The following is a 16,470-nucleotide window of genomic DNA, read 5'->3' as shown; positions in this document are numbered from 1 at the left end:
CGCCGGGTAGATTGAGCTCCATGCCCGCACGCACCGAACCGGCCCCGGCCTCCCGTACCGATCTCGTCGCCGACACCGCGCTCGCCCTGCTCGCCGAGCGCGGTATGCGCGGGCTCACCCATCGGGCCGTCGACGAGGTGGCCGCGCTGCCCCAGGGCTCCACGTCGAATCTCGCCCGCACCCGGCAGGCGCTGCTGGAGCTGGCGGTGCGCCGGCTGGCCGACCGCGAGGCGAAGGTGCTGGCCCTCGACGAGATGCCCGACCCGCGGGCCGGCCTCCCCGCGCTGGTGGAGGCCCTCGCCCTGGCGACGCACCGCGCCCTCACCCGCAACCGCGAACTGACCCTGGCCCGCTACGAACTGGCCCTGGAGGCCACCCGCCGCCCCGAACTGCGGGCCTACTTCGACGCCACCGGCGCCCGCTTCCGGGACCAGCTCGCCGTCCTCCTCACGGCCATGGGCTCCACCGAACCGGACCGGCATGTGCTGTCGCTGGTGGCCTGGGCGGACGGGCTGATGTTCTCCTGCGTGGCCGGCTCGTTCAGTGCCCGGGTGCCGGGCCCCGAGGAGGTGCGTGCGGGGCTGCGGGAACTGCTCGACGGGATGCTCGGCGCCTGAAATACGTGGCCGGAGCCGGTGGATTGGGACACGATGCGGGCATGACGACGCAGCGCAGTGAACCCGCGACCGACGCCGACGAGCGGACCATGCTGGAGGGCTGGCTCGACTACCACCGGCAGACCCTGGCCTGGAAGTGCGAGGGCCTGACCGACGCCCAGCTCAGGACCGCGGCCGTGGAGCCGTCCGAGTTGTCCCTGATGGGGCTGGTGCGGCATCTCGCGGAGTGTGAGCGGGGCTGGTTCCGCAAGGTCCTGGCCGACGACGATCAGGGGCCGCTCTACTACAGCGACGAGGACCCGGACGGCGAGTTCCATCTCGCTGAGGCGGACACCTGGGAGGAGGCGTACGCCACCTGGCAGGCCGAGATCGAGGTGGCCCGGCGCAACGCGGCCGGCTTCGGGCTGGACGACATGTCCGCGGGCAAGCACCGGCGCACCGGTGAGCGCTTCAACCTGCGGTGGATCTACACCCACATGATCGAGGAGTACGCCCGCCACAACGGTCACGCCGACCTGATCCGCGAGCGCCTCGACGGCGCGACCGGCGACTGAGGACGGCCGCCGGGGAGGCGACCGTCACCCGGGCGGGGGCCGCGCCCTCCGTACGGGGCCGGAGATCACCCGTGCGGGGCAACCTCCGCTTGTCCGCTGTCCCAAACCCGGCGCGACCCAGCAGAGTTGCGCGGGTGCATCGAACGACGACGACCGCAACGCTCCTGGTCACCGTGGCTGTCTCGGCCCTCTCCGGCTGTGTGACGGTCCAGCACCCATCCGTCGCCCCGGGTCCACCGGTGGCGCCGTCCCAGCCGTCGGCGCCCCGGCCCGACGGCCGGGCGGAGCCGCAGGTCGTACAGGCACCGGCCCAGGAGGCCCTGCAACTGATCGAGTCGTCCCGCAAGTCGAGACGGAGCGCACCCCAGCCGACGAAGGCACCCCCCTCCTCCCCCGCCGCCCCGGCCCCAGGACACCAGGCACCGCGCTCCCAGCCCCACACCCGCCCGGCCCACCCCCACGCCGAGGCCCCGAAGCCGCAGCACCCCCACGTCGAGATCCCCGACGTCGCCGCCCACGTCCCGAAGAACCCGGACGTCTGCAAGCTCGGCAAGCAGTACGGCGGATGGCGCAAGGACAGCCCGGAGGCGCTGATCTGCGAGGGGACGTACGGGCGGTAGCCGGACCGGCGCGGCGGGCGGTGGCCGAGGCGCCCGGCAGGCGGTGGTCGGGCCCACGGGTGCCAGCCGGACCTGCGGGGCGCTGGCCAGGCCTCGTGGGGGCGCCGGGCCGGCGGATCGCCGCCCTACCCGCCCCGCCGCCTCACGGCCGCTGGCGCGGCGGGCCCCAGCCTCCGGTGCCGGAGGGGCCGTCTTCGCCGAGGCGCAGCTCCAGTCGGTGGATCGCCGCCCGTACCCCGTCCCCGTAGGTGTCGTCGGCGAGTGTTTGCGCCGCCCCTCGCGCTCGGCGCAGATGGGTGCGGGCGGCGTCGGAGCGGCCGAGCTTCACATAGTCGGCCGCCAGGTTCAGATGCAGCGAGGGGTACAGGGCCCGCACCGCGAGCGCGCCCTCGTGCTCCGCGAGACGGTCGTCCGTGAGTTCCTCGGCGGCCGTCAACGCTCTCAGGTCCCACGCGAGTTCGTCCGAGGGGTCGTCGTGGGTGTCGGCCATGTAGTGGGCGAGGGTGCAGCGGTGCAGCGGGTCACCGTCCTCGCCGATCTCCGCCCACAGGTCCAGGAAGCGGTGCCGGGCCTCCTCGCGGTCCCCCGCGTGATGCAGCATGACGACCTGCCCGATCCGCGTCATCACGGCATCGGGCACCGTCTGCTCCTGTCGCTCCGCCACCGCGTCCTCCGGGCACTCGTCGGTCAACACCACCCGACGCTAACGGCCCCCACCGACAATCCCGGTCAGGCGGCACCGGGCCGGTCCGACGGGGAACCGGCCCGGCGGCAGTCAGCCCAGGTCCGGGATCGTCCAGTCGATCGCCTCGTGGCCCTGCTGGGCGACCGCCTCGTTGATCTGCGTGAACGGACGGGAGCCGAAGAACTTCTTCGCCGACAGCGGCGAGGGGTGCGCGCCCTTGACCACGATGTGCCGGGTCTCGTCGATCAGCGGGAGCTTCTTCTGGGCGTAGTTGCCCCACAGCACGAAGACCGCCGGGTCGGGCCGGTCGGCCACCGCGCGGATGACCGCGTCGGTGAACTTCTCCCAGCCCTTGCCCTTGTGCGAGTTCGCCTCGCCGGCCCGCACGGTGAGCACCGCGTTGAGCAGCAGGACCCCCTGTTCGGCCCACGGCAGCAGATAGCCGTTGTCCGGGATCGGAGTGCCCAGCTCCTCCTTCATCTCCTTGTAGATGTTCCGGAGGGAGGGCGGGGTCTTCACCCCGGGACGCACCGAGAAGCACAGGCCGTGGCCCTGACCTTCGCCGTGGTACGGGTCCTGACCGAGGATCAGGACCTTCACCTTGTCGTACGGCGTCGCGTCCAGCGCGGCGAAGACCTCCTCGCGCGGCGGGTAGACGGGACCCTTCGCCCGCTCCTCCTCGACGAACTCGGTCAGCTCCTTGAAATAGGGCTGCTGGAGCTCGTCGCCCAGGACCCCGCGCCAGGACTCGGGCAGCATGGCGATGTCGGTCACGTCAACGTCCTTATGTCGTGCGGTCACTTCAGGTCTCAGAACCTACAGGCGACCACTGACATCGCACTCCGCTCCCCGGGAAACCCCGCCTACCAGCTGGTCTTCCGGTACAGCTCCCACATCGTCATCATCGTCGCCGGGTCGATGACGTTCTCCAGACCGCCGACCTCCTCGTCCGCGGCCACGTACTGCTTGCCCTGCCACAGCGGCAGCAGCCGCGCGTCGTCCACGAAGATCTGCTGGGCGTCCTCGATCTGCTGGGTCACCGCCCCGCGGTCGCTCTCCGCGCGGGACTCCGGCAGCAGCTTCCCGGTGATCTCGGGGGCGTCGTACGGGGTGCCGAGCGCGTTCTGCTCACCCACGAAGGGCGCGATGAAGTTGTCGGCGTCGTTGAAGTCGGGGAACCAACCGCGCCCGAACACCGGGTACTCGCCCTTCTGGTAGCCCTCCACGTAGGTGTTCCACGGGCGGCTCTTGAGGGTGATCGTGAACAGGCCGGAGGCCTCCAGCTGCTTCTTCAGCTCCTCGAAGGCGGGCTTGGTCGTCGAGCCGTAGCGGTCGGTGGTGTACCAGAGGGTCAGCGGGACCTGCTCGGTGATCCCGGCCTGCGTGAGGATCCGCTCGGCCTTGGCCACGCTGGGGTTCCCGAAGTCGTCGAAGAAGCCCGTGGTGTGGCCGGTGACTCCGGCCGGGACCATCGAGTACAGCGGCTGGACGGTGTCCTTGTAGACCTTGTGCACGAGCGCCGGGCGGTCGACGATCTGGGCGATGGCCTTGCGGACCGCGGGCTTCGCGGCCCAGGGGTCGCTGGGGTTGAACACCAGGTAGCTGATCTCGGAGGTGGCGTTCTCGACGAGCTGGAGCCCCTCCTTGCGCTGGTTCTCCTCGATGTCCACGGTGTCGGAGGCGGCGAGACCGCGGTAGACGACCGAGATGTCCTTGCTCCTGAGGGCCTTGACCATGTCGTCCGACTGCTGGAAGTAGCGGATGGTGACGGCGCTGTTCTTGGGGTCCGCTATGCCCTTGTAGTTGCCGTTGCTGACGAGTTCGGCCTTGTTGCCCTCGTCGTAGGCTTCGAGGGTGTAGGGCCCCGAGCCGGTGATCTCGCCGTCCTTGCGGATCTCGGTCGCGGAGTACTCCTCGGGGTCCACGATCGACATGGCGGGCGTGGTGAGCACCAGGGGGAACGTGGCGTCGGGCTGCTTGAGGTGGAAGACGACCTCGAGATCGCCCTTCACCTGCACCCGGGAGAGAGTGCCCAGCAGGCCCGCGGGGCCGCCGTTGACGTTGATCTTCTTGATCCGGTCGATCGAGTACTTGACGGCCTTGGCGTCCAGGGTGTGCCCGTTGGAGAACTTCAGGCCCTCGCGCAGCGTGCAGCTGTACTCGGTGCTCGACGTGTCCGTGAACTCGCAGCTCTCGGCGGCGTCGGGCTCGGGGTCGGTGCCACCCGGGGAGTAGTTCAGGAGCGTCTGGTAGACGTTGCGGAACAGCTCCCAGGAGTTGTCCCAGGAGGCCGCGGGGTCCAGCGTGGCCGGGGCGCTGGTGGTTCCGACGACGATCGGGTCCCCGCCATCGGAGGAATCCGAGGAGAACACACCACATCCGGCCACCAGCGACGATATGGATGCGATGGCTGCTATCCGCCGAAGGCCTCTGATCCGGTTGAACACGCGCACGCTCCTCGAGCTGCCATACCAAGGGTTGGCAGACCATACCGCAGCTTTACCCGACCTGAACCGGGTCCTCCGGCTTGTGGACAGGAGGTGCCGCTGTGTCGGCCTTGTCGACGACCTGTGCGGGTGCTGTAGACGGACACGGGCGCCCCTGGTGACCAGTGGCGCCCGTGGTGCGTGCGAGGCCGGTCAGCCGACGCCGGCGTTGAGGAAGATGCCGCCGTCGATGACGAGGGTCTGGCCGGTGATCCAGTCGGACTGCGCCGAGGTGAGGAACGCCGTGGCGCCGCCGATGTCGGACGGCACACCGAGCCGGCCCAGCGGGTAGGACGCGGCTGCCTCGGCCTCCCGGCCCTCGTACAGGGCCTGCGCGAACTTGGTCTTGACGACCGCCGGGGCGATCGCGTTGACCCGCACCTTGGGCGCGAACTCGTGGGCGAGCTGCGCGGTCAGGTTGATCATGGCGGCCTTGCTGACGCCGTACGCGGCGATGAAGGGCGAGGGCGCGACGCCCGCGACGGAGGCGATGTTGACGATCGCGCCGCCGTTGTCCTTCTGCCAGGCGTGCCAGGTCTTCTGCGCGAAGCCGAGGGCCGAGATCACGTTGGTCTCGAACACCTTGCGGGCCACGTTCAGGTCGAGGTCGGCGATCGGCCCGAACACCGGGTTGGTACCGGCGTTGTTGACCAGGTAGTCGACGCGGCCGAAGCCCTCCATGGCGCGCGCGACGGCGACGGCCTGGTGCTCCTCGTCGTGGGCCTTGCCGGCGACGCCGATGACCCGGTCGGCGCCGAGCTGCTCGACGGCCTCCTTGAGGGCGTCCTCGTTGCGGCCCGTGATGACCACGCGGTCGCCGCGGGCGACGAGCGCCTCGGCGATGCCGTAGCCGATGCCCCGGCTGGCGCCCGTGATGAGCGCGACCTTGCCGGAGAGCTCAGGAAGTTCAGTCATGTCCGCGATCCCTAGTCGAGCGGTCCGCCGGCCACGTACAGCACCTGGCCGGAGACGAAGCCGGCGGCCTCGTCGGTGAAGAAGGCGATGGCGTTGGCGATGTCGTCGGGCTCGCCCACGCGCGCGACGGGGATCTGGGTGGCGGCGGCGGCCTTGAACTCCTCGAAGCCCATGCCGACGCGGGCCGCGGTGGCGGCGGTCATGTCGGTGGCGATGAAGCCGGGGGCGACGGCGTTGGCGGTGATGCCGAACTTGCCGAGCTCGATGGCGAGGGTCTTGGTGAACCCCTGGAGACCGGCCTTGGCGGCGGAGTAGTTGGCCTGCCCGCGGTTGCCGAGCGCCGAGGAGGAGGACAGGTTGACCACGCGGCCGAAGCCGGCGTCGACCATGTGCTTCTGGACGGCCTTCGTCATCAGGAAGGAGCCGCGCAGGTGGACGCCGAGGACGGTGTCCCAGTCCGAGACGCTCATCTTGAACAGCAGGTTGTCGCGGAGCACGCCCGCGTTGTTGACGAGGATCGTGGGGGCGCCGAGCTCGGTGACGACCCGGGCGACGGCGGCCTCGACCTGGGCCTCGTCGGAGACGTCCGCGCCGACGGCGACGGCCTTGCCGCCCGCCGCGGTGATCTTCTCGACGGTGTCCTTGCAGGCGGCCTCGTCGAGGTCGATCACGGCGACCGCGCGGCCCTCGGCGGCCAGTCGTACGGCGGTGGCGGCGCCGATGCCCCGGGCCCCGCCGGTGACGATGGCTACCCGCTGCTCAGTGGTGGACATTGCTCGTTCTCCTCGCCCTTGAAGAATGTGCGGCCCAATCGGTGAGCGACCGCTTAGTACCTTCGGCAGACGTGACGCTAGAAGCCCTGGCACTCGGTGTCAACGTCACTCGGCCCTGGTGTGATCCATTACCTGACCAGGAGGTCCAGCAGACGTTCGGGCTCGGCCGCCGGATCGGTGGTGAGTCCGGTGTGCACCGGGCCCGGCTGGACCACGGTCGAGCGGGGCGCGATCAGCCAGCGAAAGCGCCGCCCGGCATCGTCGGCCGCGGCCTGACCCGCCGCTTCCCCGCCCGCGCAGACTCCCTCGACGGCACGCAGCGCGGCCCGGACGCCGGTCACGTCCGCCTCCGGGTCGAGCATCAGCAGTCTCGCCTCGTCGAGATGGGTGCGTACGCCGACGTACGCCTTGGCACGGCAGTAGACCAGCACCCCGGCGTTGATGCATTCGCCGCGCTCGATGCGGGGTACGACCCGCAGCAGCGCGTACTCGTAGACGTCCCGGTCGTTGCGGTCGCTGCCCCGGATGATGTGGCGCTCGGTCACGTGGTTCCCTCGATGCCGTTGATGCGGTCGTGGATGACGGCGGCACGGGCGTGCAGCGGGCGGGCGTAGGCGTGGCGGAGGTCGTCCGGGGTGTCGAAGCCGGGTTCGCCGGTCAGCCAGACGTCCGGGATCTCGGCGGTGACCTCGGCGAGGAGGTCCTCGGTGACCAGGGGGGCCAGTTGTGCGGCGGCCGCTTCGACGTCCGGCCGGAAGCGCGCGAGGGCGTGCTCGGTGGCGTCGTACGGGCGGGCCGCGGAGGCCTCGGCGCCGGGCCAGTTGTGGTGCCAGATCATGGTCGCGCCGTGGTCGATGAGCCACAGATCGCCCTGCCACATCAGCAGGTTGGGGTTGCGCCAGGAGCGGTCGACGTTGTTGACCAGCGCGTCGAACCAGACGATCCGGCCGGCCTCCTGCGGGTCCACGGTGAAGGCGAGCGGGTCGAAGCCGAGGGCGCCGGAGAGGAAGTCCATCCCGAGGTTGGCGCCGCCGCTGCCCCGCAGCAGGTCCTGCACCTGCTGCTCGGGCTCGCCGAGGCCGAGCACCGGGTCCAGGGCGAGCGTCACGAGGCGGGGTACCCGGAAGCCGAGGCGGCGGGCGAGTTCACCGACGACGACCTCGGCGACGAGCGTCTTGCGGCCCTGCCCGGCGCCGGTGAACTTGATGACGTAGGTCCCGAGATCGTCGGCCTCGACGAGCCCCGGCAGCGAGCCGCCCTCGCGCAGGGGCGTGATGTAGCGGGTCGCGATGGCTTCCTTGAGCATCGCCCCAGGTTACCGAGGGGTGTCTGAACAACGGGCACGCCGGGTCCGTACCCCTGGGCAGTTCACGAGATATCCGTGGAAGGGGACGTGACCATGTCCAGCGAATCGCTTCATCCCACCTCGGCACCGAGTCGGCGCACCGTCGTGGCGGCGGTGGGGGCGGCGGGGCTCGCCATCACGCTGAACGCGTGCGGGTCCGACGACGACGGGTCCTCCTCAGCCTCCGGCAGCGCGCTCGCGAAGACGTCGGAGATACCCGAGGGCGGCGGCAAGATCTTCAAGGACGCGGGCGTGGTGGTCACCCAGCCCGCGGCGGGCGAGTTCAAGGCCTTCTCGTCGAAGTGCACCCACCAGGGATGCGCGGTGACGGGGATCTCCAACGGGGTCATCACCTGTCCGTGCCACAAGAGCGAGTTCTCGGTGACCGACGGCAGCGTGAAGCAGGGGCCCGCCACCCAGCCGCTGCCCGAGCAGAAGATCACGGTGAGCGGCGACTCGATCGCGCTCGCGTGAGAGCGGCCACCACCTCGGCCGTGGTCGCCAGGCTCGCCACCAGGGCGAGGGTGTTGCGGATCATCGCGGGGGTGTAGTCGGAGGGCACCCCGGCGATGGCGTCCGTCGGGACGACCACCGTGTAGCCGCGGTTGACCGCGTCGAACACGGCGTTGGGGATCGCCACGTTGGCGGAGACACCGGTGACGACGAGCGTGCGGCAGCCCAGGTTGCGCAGCAGCGGGTCGACGTCGGTGCCCTGGATGGGCGACAGGCCGTGCAGCCGTCGTACGACGAAGTCCTCCTCGGTGACCTCGATCGGCGCGGCGACCCGGACCGCGGTGGTGCCGGACAACTGCTGGACGGGGAGCCGTTCGGCGGCACGGAACAGCCGGGCGTTGCGGTTGGCGCCGCGGCCGTCGGGGCGGCGTTCGGCGAGGGCGTGGATCACCTGGATCCCGCTCTCGTGGGCGGCGGCCACCAGCCGGGCGACGTTGGCGAGGGCGCCCGACGAGCGTGCCTCCTTGGCCAGTTCGGGCAGTGCGCTGTCCGGGCCGACGACGCCCTGCTGGCACTCGACGGTGAGCAGCACGGTGGAGTGCGGGTCGAGGAGTTCGCTGAGCTGTTCGTTCGACGGCACGGTCGCTCCCTGGTCGCCGACGGTGGAGCCGGGAGCGTAGCCACCATTGCGTGGGGACGGAAGACGCCGCATCCTTTTCTGACGTGATGTCAGAGGATCTCTCCTCTGGCACGACGTGGGAGAAGGAAGAGGGGGCCGCATGACCGTCACTCAGCGCCGGGGCCGGAAGATCATGATGACGCCGGGCGAGCTGGACGAGTTCCTCACCAGCCAGCGCACCTGCCGGGTCGCCACCGTGTCCACGGGCGGCGCCCCGCATGTCAGCACGCTCTGGTTCGCCTGGGACGGCACCTCGTTGTGGCTGTACTCGGTGGTGAAGAGCAAGCGCTGGACCGATCTGCGCCGCGATCCGCGGGTCGCGATCGTGGTCGACACGGGTGAGGAGTACGACGAACTGCGCGGTGTCGAGCTGTCCGGGGCCGTGGAGTTCGTGGGCGAGGCCCCGCGCGTCGGGGATCTGTACGCCGAACTCGACGTGCCGGAGACGTTGTTCGCGCGCAAGAACTTCGGACTCGACGAGATGCCGCACGACGGACGGCACGCGTGGATGCGGCTGACGCCGGACAAGATCGTGTCCTGGGACTTCCGCAAGCTCGCCGCCCTGTAGGGCGGTTCAGCCCAGCTTCGCCGCGGCCTCGCGCAGCGCCTGGACCGCCGCCCTGATCGACGGGCGGCGGTCGGCGTCCGCGCGCCAGACGACGTACACATGCCGCCGGACCCGCTGCTTGAGCGGGACGGTGACCACGCCTTCGGGCATCGGATGCCGGCCCAGCAGCGGGGCGATGCAGATACCCAACCCGGCCGCGACGAGCCCGAGTTGGGTGTGGGTCTCGGCGGCGCGGTGGCCGACGATGGGCTCGATGCCCTTGGAGCGCAGGGTGAACATCAGCCACTCGTGACAGAACTCGCCCTCCCCCCAGGTGATCCACTCGTCCCCGGCGAACTCGGCCAGGTCCACCTCGTCACGGCCGGCGAGCCGATGCCCGACCGGCATCGCGACATCCGCCGGGTCGTCCAGCACGGACGCCTTGACCAGGCCGTCCGGGAGCGGCATCGGCTTGTTGTACCAGTCCAGGACCACGGCGAGGTCGAGGTCGCCGCGGACCACGCCCGCGATGCCGAGCTCCGGTTCCAGCTCGCACGAGCGGACCCGCAGCGCGGAGTGCTCCGCCTTGAGTGCGGCGAGCGCGGCGGGGAACAGTCCGCGTGCGGCGGTCGGGAACGCCGAGATCCTCAACTCACCGACGACCTGTCCGCGTTGGGCCTCCAGATCGGACTGGGCGAGCTCGACCTGGGACAGGATGCGGGCCGCGTGTTCGGCGAGCAGCCGCCCTGCGTCCGTGAGCCGCACACCCCTGCCGTTCTTGGCGAGGAGCTGCTGGCCGACCTCGCGCTCCAGCTTGGACATCTGCTGCGAGACGGCCGAGGTCGTGATGTGCAGCCCCTCGGCGGCGCCGCTCACCGAGCCGTGCCGGGCGAGGGCGTCGAGGGTGCGCAGGCGCTCCAGGTTCAACATGTAAGCAATGCTACGAGATACCGGGGTGAAAATCTCGATTGTGCTACGAGGTGTTCGCCGCCAGGGTTGTCCCCATGACCACCGCCCTCCGCACCCGGCCCGGCACCCTCGACTGGCGTCTGCGCTTCGCCGCCCTCGCCCTGATCTGGGGCTTCAGCTTCCTGCTCATCAAGGTGGGCACCGAGGGGTACGCGCCCTTCCAGGTCACGCTGGGCCGGCTGCTGTTCGGGACGGCGGTCCTCGCGGCAGCCATGGCCGTGAAGCGGGAGCGGCTGCCGCGCGGGGCGCGCACCTGGGGCCATCTCACGGTGGCCGCGTTCCTGCTCAACGCCCTGCCCTTCTCCCTCTTCGCCTACGCGGAGCTGACGATCCCGTCCACGCTCGCGGGCATCTGCAACGCGACCTCGCCGCTGTGGGGCATGGCCCTGTCGCTGGTCGCCCTGTCGGAGGACCGCCCGACCCGCACCCGCGTCGCCGGTCTCGGCCTCGGCTTCCTCGGCGTCCTGACGGTCCTGGGCGCCTGGCAGGGCTTCCACGGCCTGGACGCCCGAGGCACCGCGATGGCCCTGCTGGCCTCGCTGAGCTACCCGGTCGGCTGGATCTACGTCCGCCGCACGCTGGCCGGCACGAGCCACTCCCATCTGTCCATGACCGGCGCCCAGTTGCTGCTGGCGACCCTGCAACTGGCGGTCGTGACCCCGCTCTTCACCGGCATCCCGTCCCACCTCTCCCTGACGCCCCTGCTGGCGATCGCGGCGCTGGGCACCCTGGGCACGGGCCTGGCGCTCCTCATCCAGTACGGACTGGTGGCGGAAGTCGGCCCGACTACGGCTCAGATGGTCACGTACTTCATCCCGGTCATCGCCACGGCGGCGGGCGTGGCGATCCTCGGGGAGACGCTGAGCTGGTCGACGCCGGTGGGAGCGTTGGTTGTCCTGGCGGGCGCGGCTCTGACCCAGGTGCGGGGTAGCGCCCCTTCAGGGGCGCGGGGCTGTATCAATATGCGGCTCCGCCGCGGGGCGCGATCAACCCCCACCGGCCCGCGCCCTGATCACGACCTTGCGACCCCCTAGACGTACCCCCGCGCCGGCCCCGTTCCCACCGCCGCGGCAATCGCCTCCGCCAACGGCACCGTCTCTTCCTCAGCCAATGTCGACACCGTGACGCGAATGCCAGGCGAGGCACTCATACGGAAGCGGGCCCCCGGGGCAACAGCCCACCCCGCATGCAACAACCGGGACACCGCCCCGGTCTCGTCCGGAACCGGGATCCACACATTCATGCCGCTGCGGCCGTGCGCGGTCACACCCAGCTCGGCAAGCGCGGCAATCAGCAGATCCCGCCGCCCCGCATACGCCGCCGCCACCGCCTTCGGATCAACCGCCCCGTCGGCCAACAGCCGGGCAAACGCCCGCTGACCGATCCGACTGACCCACCCGGGGCCCAACCGCTGCCGCCCCCGCACCCGGTCGACGGTCACGGCATCCCCCGTGAACACGGCAAGCCGCAGATCCGGCCCATACGCCTTGGCCGCCGACCGCACAAAGGCCCAGCTACGGGTGACGCCGGCCAAGGGATGCAGCGGCAGATCCACGATCCCGTGCCCATGGTCGTCCTCGATGAGCAGCACCTCCGGGTACTCCTGAAGCACCGCCCGCAGCTCCCCCGCCCGCGCCGCACTCACCGCCGCCCCGGTCGGATTCTGCGCCCGATCGGTCACGATCAACGCCCGCGCCCCCGCCTCCAACGCCCGACGCACGTCACCCGGCAGCGGCCCCTCGTCGTCGACGCCGACCGGAGCCGTACGCAGCCCCACGGCCGGGACGAGGTCGAGGAGGCTGCCCCATCCCGGGTCCTCGACCGCGACGGTGTCCCCCGGCTTCAGATGGGCCGCAAGAACCCGCTCGATCACATCCAGCGAACCCGAAGCCACCTCGACAGGCCCGTCCGGAACCCCGTCGGCGTCCAGCGCGGCCCGCGCCAGGCGGGCCAGTTCCGGCTCCACCGCGGCATCCCCATAGAGAACCGGTTCCCGATCGTTCCGCTCGGCGGCCGCGGCGAAGGCCGGCGCCAGGGACGGCAGCAGCCCGGGATCCGGATTGCCGTTCGCCACGTCCCGCACCCCCTGCGGGACCTCGACCCGGATGTACTCGCGCCCGGTCGTGGCCGGCCGGGGCCGCACCCTGCTGCCCCGACGCCCCGCGGTCTCGATGACCCCGCGCTCCCGCAGGATGCGGTACGCGGCCGCGACGGTATTGGGATTCACGTCCAGCTCGGTCGCCAACTCCCGCATCGGCGGCAGCAGTTGACCCGGTTCCAGCTCGCCGGAACCCACCGCGCGCTCGACGCTCGCCGCGATCTCAGCTGCGCGACGCCCTTGGATCTTGTATCCTCCTAGCACAAAGTAGATTGTGCACTAGTACAAAACGAATCGCAAACGGAGAGAGCCATGCAGGGGACCCAGCAGCCGACGCCACAGCCGACCGCCTACCCGGCGACCGACCGCACGGTCCCCACCCGCTCCCCGAACCGGGCGTCGTACGACAAGGAGGTCGTGCACGCGATACTCGACGAGGCCTATGTCTGCCACCTCGGCTTCGTCCGGGACGGCGCGCCGGTCGTGCTGCCCACGCTCTACGGCCGGGTCGGCGAACGGCTCTATGTGCACGGCTCGACGGGCTCGCGCCCGCTGCGGATGACCGGCCAGGCCGACCCGGGGCTGCCGGTGTGCCTGACGGTGACGCACGTCGACGCCCTGATCCTGGCCCGCTCGGCCTTCCACCACTCGATGAACTACCGGTCGGTGGTGGTACACGGCACCGCGTACGACGTGACGGACCCCCAGGAGAAGCTCCTCGCCCTGGACGCGCTCGTCGACCACGTCGTGGCCGGCCGCTCCAAGGACTCGCGGCCCGCCAACAAGAAGGAGCTGGCCGCCACCGCCGTGATCCGGCTCGACCTGAACGAGGTCTCCGCGAAGATCCGCACGGGCGGCGTGAACGACGAGCCCGAGGACCTCGACCTCCCCCACTGGGCCGGCGTGGTCCCGCTGCGCAAGGGCTACGAGACCCCGGTCGCCGACCCGCTCCTGGCCCCCGGGACCGAACTCCCCGACTACCTCGGCGCCCTGTGATGCTGATCCACCCCTGGGACGCGCCCCGCGACGACGCCGAGTGGCAACAGTGGCTGGCCGTCCACGACTTCGGGCAGCTCGTCGTCAACGGCCTCGACGGCGAACCGCCGTTCGTCCAGCCGCTGCACTTCGCCTACGACGCCGGGCGCGGCGAGGTCCTGACCCATCTGGCCCGGCCGAACCCGATGTGGGCCGCGCTGCTGGCCATGTCGTCGACGACCCGGCGGAGAAGGCCGCGCTGCTCAACCGCCAGGTCGGCCATTTCCAGCCGGAAGGCGGCTCGGCCGAAGTGGCGGTCGGCGAGGTGCCGTTCGGCCGGCTGCTGCCCGGCCTGCGGGGCATACGCCTCGAAGTCACGGGTGTACGCGCGAAGTTCAAGTACGCCAACCATCGGACGCCGGAGGTCCAGGACCGGGTTCTGGAGAAGCTGGCGGAACGGTCCGGGCCCGGTGACGCGGCGGCGCGCGAGCATCTGCTGCGCCGCCGCGGAGCCTGAGCGAAGGGGCCCTCACCCCCTGGCGAGGGCCCCTCGGCGTCAGGCCGCCGGCCGTCGCGCGCCGCGTGCCTCCGTCACCGCGAGCCCGGTGACAGCCCCGAGCATGAGCAGGGTGCCGGCGAGGGTCGGCGCCGTCAGCCGCTCGCCGAGCAGGACGACGGCGAGGACCGCCGCGCCGACCGGTTCGAGCAGCATGATCACGGACACGGTGGCCGACCGCACGGCGGCCGCGCCCGCGAAGTAGAGGGCGTAGGCGAGGGCCGTGGGGACGGCCGCGAGGTAGGCCAGCAGCCACAGCAGCAGACCGGGTCGCGCGGTGTGCGGCACCAGGCCCTCGGCCAGGGCGAACGGCAGCAGCAGCACACTGGTGACCGCGAACACCCCGACGCACGTACGGGCGGCGTCCGCCCCGCCGTCACGGCCCCAGCGCCGCGTGAGCAGCGTCATCGCGGAACCTCCGGCCGCCGACAGCAGTCCGAGCAGCACACCCCACGGTCGGACGGTCGTCCCCTGGCCGCCCAGCATCAGCACCCCGAGACCGGCGAGCGCGCCGACGACGGCGACGGCCCCGCCGCGCCCCAGCCGCTCGCCCAGGGTCAGTCGTGCGCCGAGCGCGACGAGGACGGGCCCCGCGCCGAGCGTGACGACGGTGGCCACGGCGATTCCGGTGGCTTCCACGGCCGCGAAGTATCCGGTCTGGAACACGGCGAGCCCGAGGCCCGTCGCACCCGCCCGCAGCGACCTGCGGCGGAGCGGTTCCCGTACGGCGGTCCGGGGCCGCGGGCGCACCAGGCGTACGGCGGTGAGCAGGACGAGCCCGGAGGCGCAGCGCCAGAAGGACAGGGCGACGGGTCCCAGATCGCTGACCCCGTAGGCCAGCGCGGCGACCGCGCCCGCGGTGCCCCAGGCGGCACCGGCGATGATCAGACAGAGCAGGCCTCGCCCGATGGGCAGGCCGGAAGCAGCGTTCGACACTTGTCGTCTCCGCAGACATGGGGAAGTGAGGGACCCGGCTCAGCGGGGTCCGTGGACTTCGTCTGCGGGCAGCACCGTGCCGCCCGGCACGCAGCCGGGCGGGGTATTCGGAGGGCCCGCCTCAGGCGGCGGGCGGCGGTGCGATGACGCGGTGCGGATGCATGATCGGCAGCCTAGGAGGCGCTCGACCGGGCGGACAACTCCCTTTCCGGGACGCCGCTCGCCACCGGCTCCGGGGCGGGGTGCGCGGGGGTGGAGGACTGCGCGATGAAGGCGCCGGCCAGGACGACCGCGCCGCCGATGATCTGCGGGGCGGACAGGTGCTCACCGAGCAGGACCCAGGCCAGGACCGTCGCGATGACCGCTTCGAGACAGGCGACGACGCCGGCGACCTGCGGGGAGAGGCGGCGCACGGAGACCACGCCGGTGATGTAGGCGACGACCGTGGCGATGAGGACGATCCAGGACAGCAGCAGGGCGGCGGCGACCGGGGTGCCGTTCATCTCCGCGGTGCTGCCGAGGACGGACCAGTCCATCGTCCAGGGGCGGGCGACGACGGTGAGCACCGCGGCGCCGACGAGGAGGCCGTACGCGATGACGCCGAGCGGGTCGGGGGCGCCGGCGCCGGAGTCGCTGCCCTGGTCGGACAGGACGAAGTAGCCGACCTGGCAGCAGGCGGCGCCCAGCGCCAGGAGCAGGCCCACCGCGTCGAAGCTCAGCCCGGACCAGACCTCCACGACACAGGCGAGTCCGCCGACCGCGAGGACCACCCCGAGCGCGGCGGCCCGCGTGACCGGCCGCCGCTGCACGAAGCGGACCCAGCCGAGGACGAGGGCGGGGGCGAGGTACTCGACGAGCAGCGCGACACCGACGGGTATCCGGGAGATCGAGGCGAAGTAGAAGGCCTGGACGCCGGCCACGCCCAGCAGTCCGAACCCGGCGAGCAGAGCGGGCCGGCTGCGCAGCAGCGCACGGTGACGGATGGCGAGCGGCAGCATCACGAGGGCCGCGCCGGTCACGCGCAGCCACACCACATGGAGCGGGTCGAGCCCCGCCTCGATCAGCGGCTTGGCCGCGACACCGGATCCTCCGAAGGCGACCGCCGACGCGAGCGCGAGCCCGAGCCCGACGCCCCTTCCGCGGTTGCCGCCCCTGCTGTCAGTCGTATGCACCGACACATGATGACAGGCGATGACAGGAGCGTCACCCCCGATGACACCTGTCTCAGCGGCTGGACCGGCGGGACCTGGGCAAGGAGGTGC

General features: G+C 71.4%; 19 protein-coding genes and 1 pseudogene. 8 read left to right on the top strand and 12 right to left on the bottom strand.

Going from position 1 to position 16,470, the window contains the following annotated elements:
- Positions 1-20: 20 nt before the first annotated feature.
- From ACFY0U_RS42865 to ACFY0U_RS42855, 3 genes are all read left to right on the top strand, one after another.
- Positions 21-617, top strand: coding sequence for a TetR/AcrR family transcriptional regulator (locus tag ACFY0U_RS42865; protein ID WP_388645562.1), 597 nt, complete (start codon positions 21-23; stop codon positions 615-617).
- Between the two features lie 41 nt (positions 618-658).
- Entirely contained in the window at positions 659-1,171 is a 513-nt protein-coding gene (locus tag ACFY0U_RS42860; RefSeq protein ID WP_388645560.1) for a DinB family protein, read from the top strand.
- A gap of 134 nt (positions 1,172-1,305) precedes the next feature.
- Entirely contained in the window at positions 1,306-1,791 is a 486-nt protein-coding gene (locus ACFY0U_RS42855; protein ID WP_388645558.1) for a hypothetical protein, read from the top strand.
- A 142-nt stretch (positions 1,792-1,933) separates the two neighbouring features.
- On the opposite strand, the gene ACFY0U_RS42850 is transcribed toward ACFY0U_RS42855, so the two are convergent.
- From ACFY0U_RS42850 to ACFY0U_RS42820, 7 genes are all read right to left on the bottom strand, one after another.
- Positions 1,934-2,455 carry a hypothetical protein gene (locus ACFY0U_RS42850; RefSeq protein ID WP_388645607.1) on the bottom strand — a complete coding sequence of 174 codons (522 nt, stop codon included), beginning with the start codon at positions 2,453-2,455 and terminating at the stop codon, positions 1,934-1,936.
- A 111-nt stretch (positions 2,456-2,566) separates the two neighbouring features.
- The gene (locus tag ACFY0U_RS42845) at positions 2,567-3,250 is read right to left on the bottom strand and encodes a uracil-DNA glycosylase (RefSeq protein ID WP_388645556.1); all 684 of its coding nucleotides are present in this window, start codon (positions 3,248-3,250) and stop codon (positions 2,567-2,569) included.
- An 89-nt stretch (positions 3,251-3,339) separates the two neighbouring features.
- Positions 3,340-4,923: an ABC transporter substrate-binding protein gene (locus ACFY0U_RS42840; RefSeq protein WP_388645554.1), complete on the bottom strand. Its 1,584-nt coding sequence runs from the start codon at positions 4,921-4,923 to the stop codon at positions 3,340-3,342.
- Positions 4,924-5,115: 192 nt separating this feature from the next.
- A complete protein-coding gene (locus ACFY0U_RS42835; RefSeq protein ID WP_388645553.1) occupies positions 5,116-5,877 on the bottom strand; it encodes an SDR family oxidoreductase in 762 nt (253 codons plus the stop codon).
- 11 nt (positions 5,878-5,888) lie between these two features.
- Entirely contained in the window at positions 5,889-6,650 is a 762-nt protein-coding gene (gene fabG, locus ACFY0U_RS42830; protein WP_388645551.1) for a 3-oxoacyl-ACP reductase FabG, read from the bottom strand.
- 128 nt (positions 6,651-6,778) lie between these two features.
- The gene (locus ACFY0U_RS42825; RefSeq protein WP_388645549.1) at positions 6,779-7,195 is read right to left on the bottom strand and encodes a DUF3037 domain-containing protein; all 417 of its coding nucleotides are present in this window, start codon (positions 7,193-7,195) and stop codon (positions 6,779-6,781) included.
- Positions 7,192-7,956: a HipA family kinase gene (locus ACFY0U_RS42820; protein WP_388645547.1), complete on the bottom strand. Its 765-nt coding sequence runs from the start codon at positions 7,954-7,956 to the stop codon at positions 7,192-7,194. Before ACFY0U_RS42820 ends, ACFY0U_RS42825 begins: the two co-directional genes overlap by 4 nt.
- 93 nt (positions 7,957-8,049) lie before the next feature.
- On the opposite strand from ACFY0U_RS42820, the gene ACFY0U_RS42815 reads away from it, so the two are divergent.
- Positions 8,050-8,469, top strand: coding sequence for a Rieske (2Fe-2S) protein (locus ACFY0U_RS42815; RefSeq protein WP_388645545.1), 420 nt, complete (start codon positions 8,050-8,052; stop codon positions 8,467-8,469).
- Here ACFY0U_RS42815 and ACFY0U_RS42810 read toward each other — a convergent pair.
- On the bottom strand, positions 8,435-9,088 hold the full coding sequence (locus ACFY0U_RS42810) for a cysteine hydrolase (protein ID WP_388645544.1): 654 nt from the start codon (positions 9,086-9,088) through the stop codon (positions 8,435-8,437). The genes ACFY0U_RS42815 and ACFY0U_RS42810 overlap by 35 nt on opposite strands.
- Positions 9,089-9,227: 139 nt before the next feature.
- Here ACFY0U_RS42810 and ACFY0U_RS42805 point away from each other — a divergent pair, with 139 nt between their 5' ends.
- Positions 9,228-9,695, top strand: coding sequence for a pyridoxamine 5'-phosphate oxidase family protein (locus tag ACFY0U_RS42805; RefSeq protein ID WP_266832694.1), 468 nt, complete (start codon positions 9,228-9,230; stop codon positions 9,693-9,695).
- Between the two features lie 6 nt (positions 9,696-9,701).
- Here the strand turns inward: ACFY0U_RS42805 and ACFY0U_RS42800 are convergent, their stop codons facing one another.
- Positions 9,702-10,604: a LysR family transcriptional regulator gene (locus ACFY0U_RS42800; protein ID WP_388645542.1), complete on the bottom strand. Its 903-nt coding sequence runs from the start codon at positions 10,602-10,604 to the stop codon at positions 9,702-9,704.
- Between the two features lie 74 nt (positions 10,605-10,678).
- On the opposite strand from ACFY0U_RS42800, the gene ACFY0U_RS42795 reads away from it, so the two are divergent.
- Positions 10,679-11,677 carry a DMT family transporter gene (locus ACFY0U_RS42795; RefSeq protein ID WP_388645540.1) on the top strand — a complete coding sequence of 333 codons (999 nt, stop codon included), beginning with the start codon at positions 10,679-10,681 and terminating at the stop codon, positions 11,675-11,677.
- Here ACFY0U_RS42795 and ACFY0U_RS42790 read toward each other — a convergent pair.
- A complete protein-coding gene (locus ACFY0U_RS42790; protein ID WP_388645539.1) occupies positions 11,674-13,005 on the bottom strand; it encodes an aminotransferase class I/II-fold pyridoxal phosphate-dependent enzyme in 1,332 nt (443 codons plus the stop codon). The two genes, ACFY0U_RS42795 and ACFY0U_RS42790, sit on opposite strands and share 4 nt — an antisense overlap.
- 48 nt (positions 13,006-13,053) lie before the next feature.
- On the opposite strand from ACFY0U_RS42790, the gene ACFY0U_RS42785 reads away from it, so the two are divergent.
- Both ACFY0U_RS42785 and ACFY0U_RS42780 read left to right on the top strand, forming a co-directional pair.
- Entirely contained in the window at positions 13,054-13,737 is a 684-nt protein-coding gene (locus ACFY0U_RS42785; protein ID WP_388645537.1) for a pyridoxamine 5'-phosphate oxidase family protein, read from the top strand.
- Positions 13,737-14,233: pseudogene (locus ACFY0U_RS42780) on the top strand (FMN-binding negative transcriptional regulator). The gene ACFY0U_RS42785 and the pseudogene ACFY0U_RS42780 overlap by 1 nt, the downstream one beginning before the upstream one ends.
- A 39-nt stretch (positions 14,234-14,272) precedes the next feature.
- On the opposite strand, the gene ACFY0U_RS42775 reads toward ACFY0U_RS42780, so the two are convergent.
- Positions 14,273-15,208, bottom strand: a complete 936-nt coding sequence (locus ACFY0U_RS42775) for a DMT family transporter (protein ID WP_388645535.1) — start codon at positions 15,206-15,208, stop codon at positions 14,273-14,275.
- 173 nt (positions 15,209-15,381) lie between these two features.
- Positions 15,382-16,386: a DMT family transporter gene (locus ACFY0U_RS42770; RefSeq protein WP_388645534.1), complete on the bottom strand. Its 1,005-nt coding sequence runs from the start codon at positions 16,384-16,386 to the stop codon at positions 15,382-15,384.
- Positions 16,387-16,470: the final 84 nt, after the last annotated feature.

Source organism: Streptomyces sp. NPDC001536 (assembly GCF_042894505.1).
Taxonomy (GTDB): Bacteria; Actinomycetota; Actinomycetes; order Streptomycetales; family Streptomycetaceae; genus Streptomyces.
Note: the sequence above shows the minus strand (reverse complement) of the source record. Positions and strands in the feature narration are given on the sequence as shown.

Coding starts and splice junctions, on each gene's coding strand:
- ACFY0U_RS42795 (WP_388645540.1), top strand. CDS start 10,679: ATGACCACCGCCCTCCGCACCCGGCCCGGCACCCTCGACTGGCGTCTG.
- ACFY0U_RS42860 (WP_388645560.1), top strand. CDS start 659: ATGACGACGCAGCGCAGTGAACCCGCGACCGACGCCGACGAGCGGACC.
- ACFY0U_RS42785 (WP_388645537.1), top strand. CDS start 13,054: ATGCAGGGGACCCAGCAGCCGACGCCACAGCCGACCGCCTACCCGGCG.
- ACFY0U_RS42820 (WP_388645547.1), bottom strand. CDS start 7,956: ATGCTCAAGGAAGCCATCGCGACCCGCTACATCACGCCCCTGCGCGAG.
- fabG (WP_388645551.1), bottom strand. CDS start 6,650: ATGTCCACCACTGAGCAGCGGGTAGCCATCGTCACCGGCGGGGCCCGG.
- ACFY0U_RS42805 (WP_266832694.1), top strand. CDS start 9,228: ATGACCGTCACTCAGCGCCGGGGCCGGAAGATCATGATGACGCCGGGC.
- ACFY0U_RS42800 (WP_388645542.1), bottom strand. CDS start 10,604: ATGTTGAACCTGGAGCGCCTGCGCACCCTCGACGCCCTCGCCCGGCAC.
- ACFY0U_RS42815 (WP_388645545.1), top strand. CDS start 8,050: ATGTCCAGCGAATCGCTTCATCCCACCTCGGCACCGAGTCGGCGCACC.
- ACFY0U_RS42865 (WP_388645562.1), top strand. CDS start 21: ATGCCCGCACGCACCGAACCGGCCCCGGCCTCCCGTACCGATCTCGTC.
- ACFY0U_RS42835 (WP_388645553.1), bottom strand. CDS start 5,877: ATGACTGAACTTCCTGAGCTCTCCGGCAAGGTCGCGCTCATCACGGGC.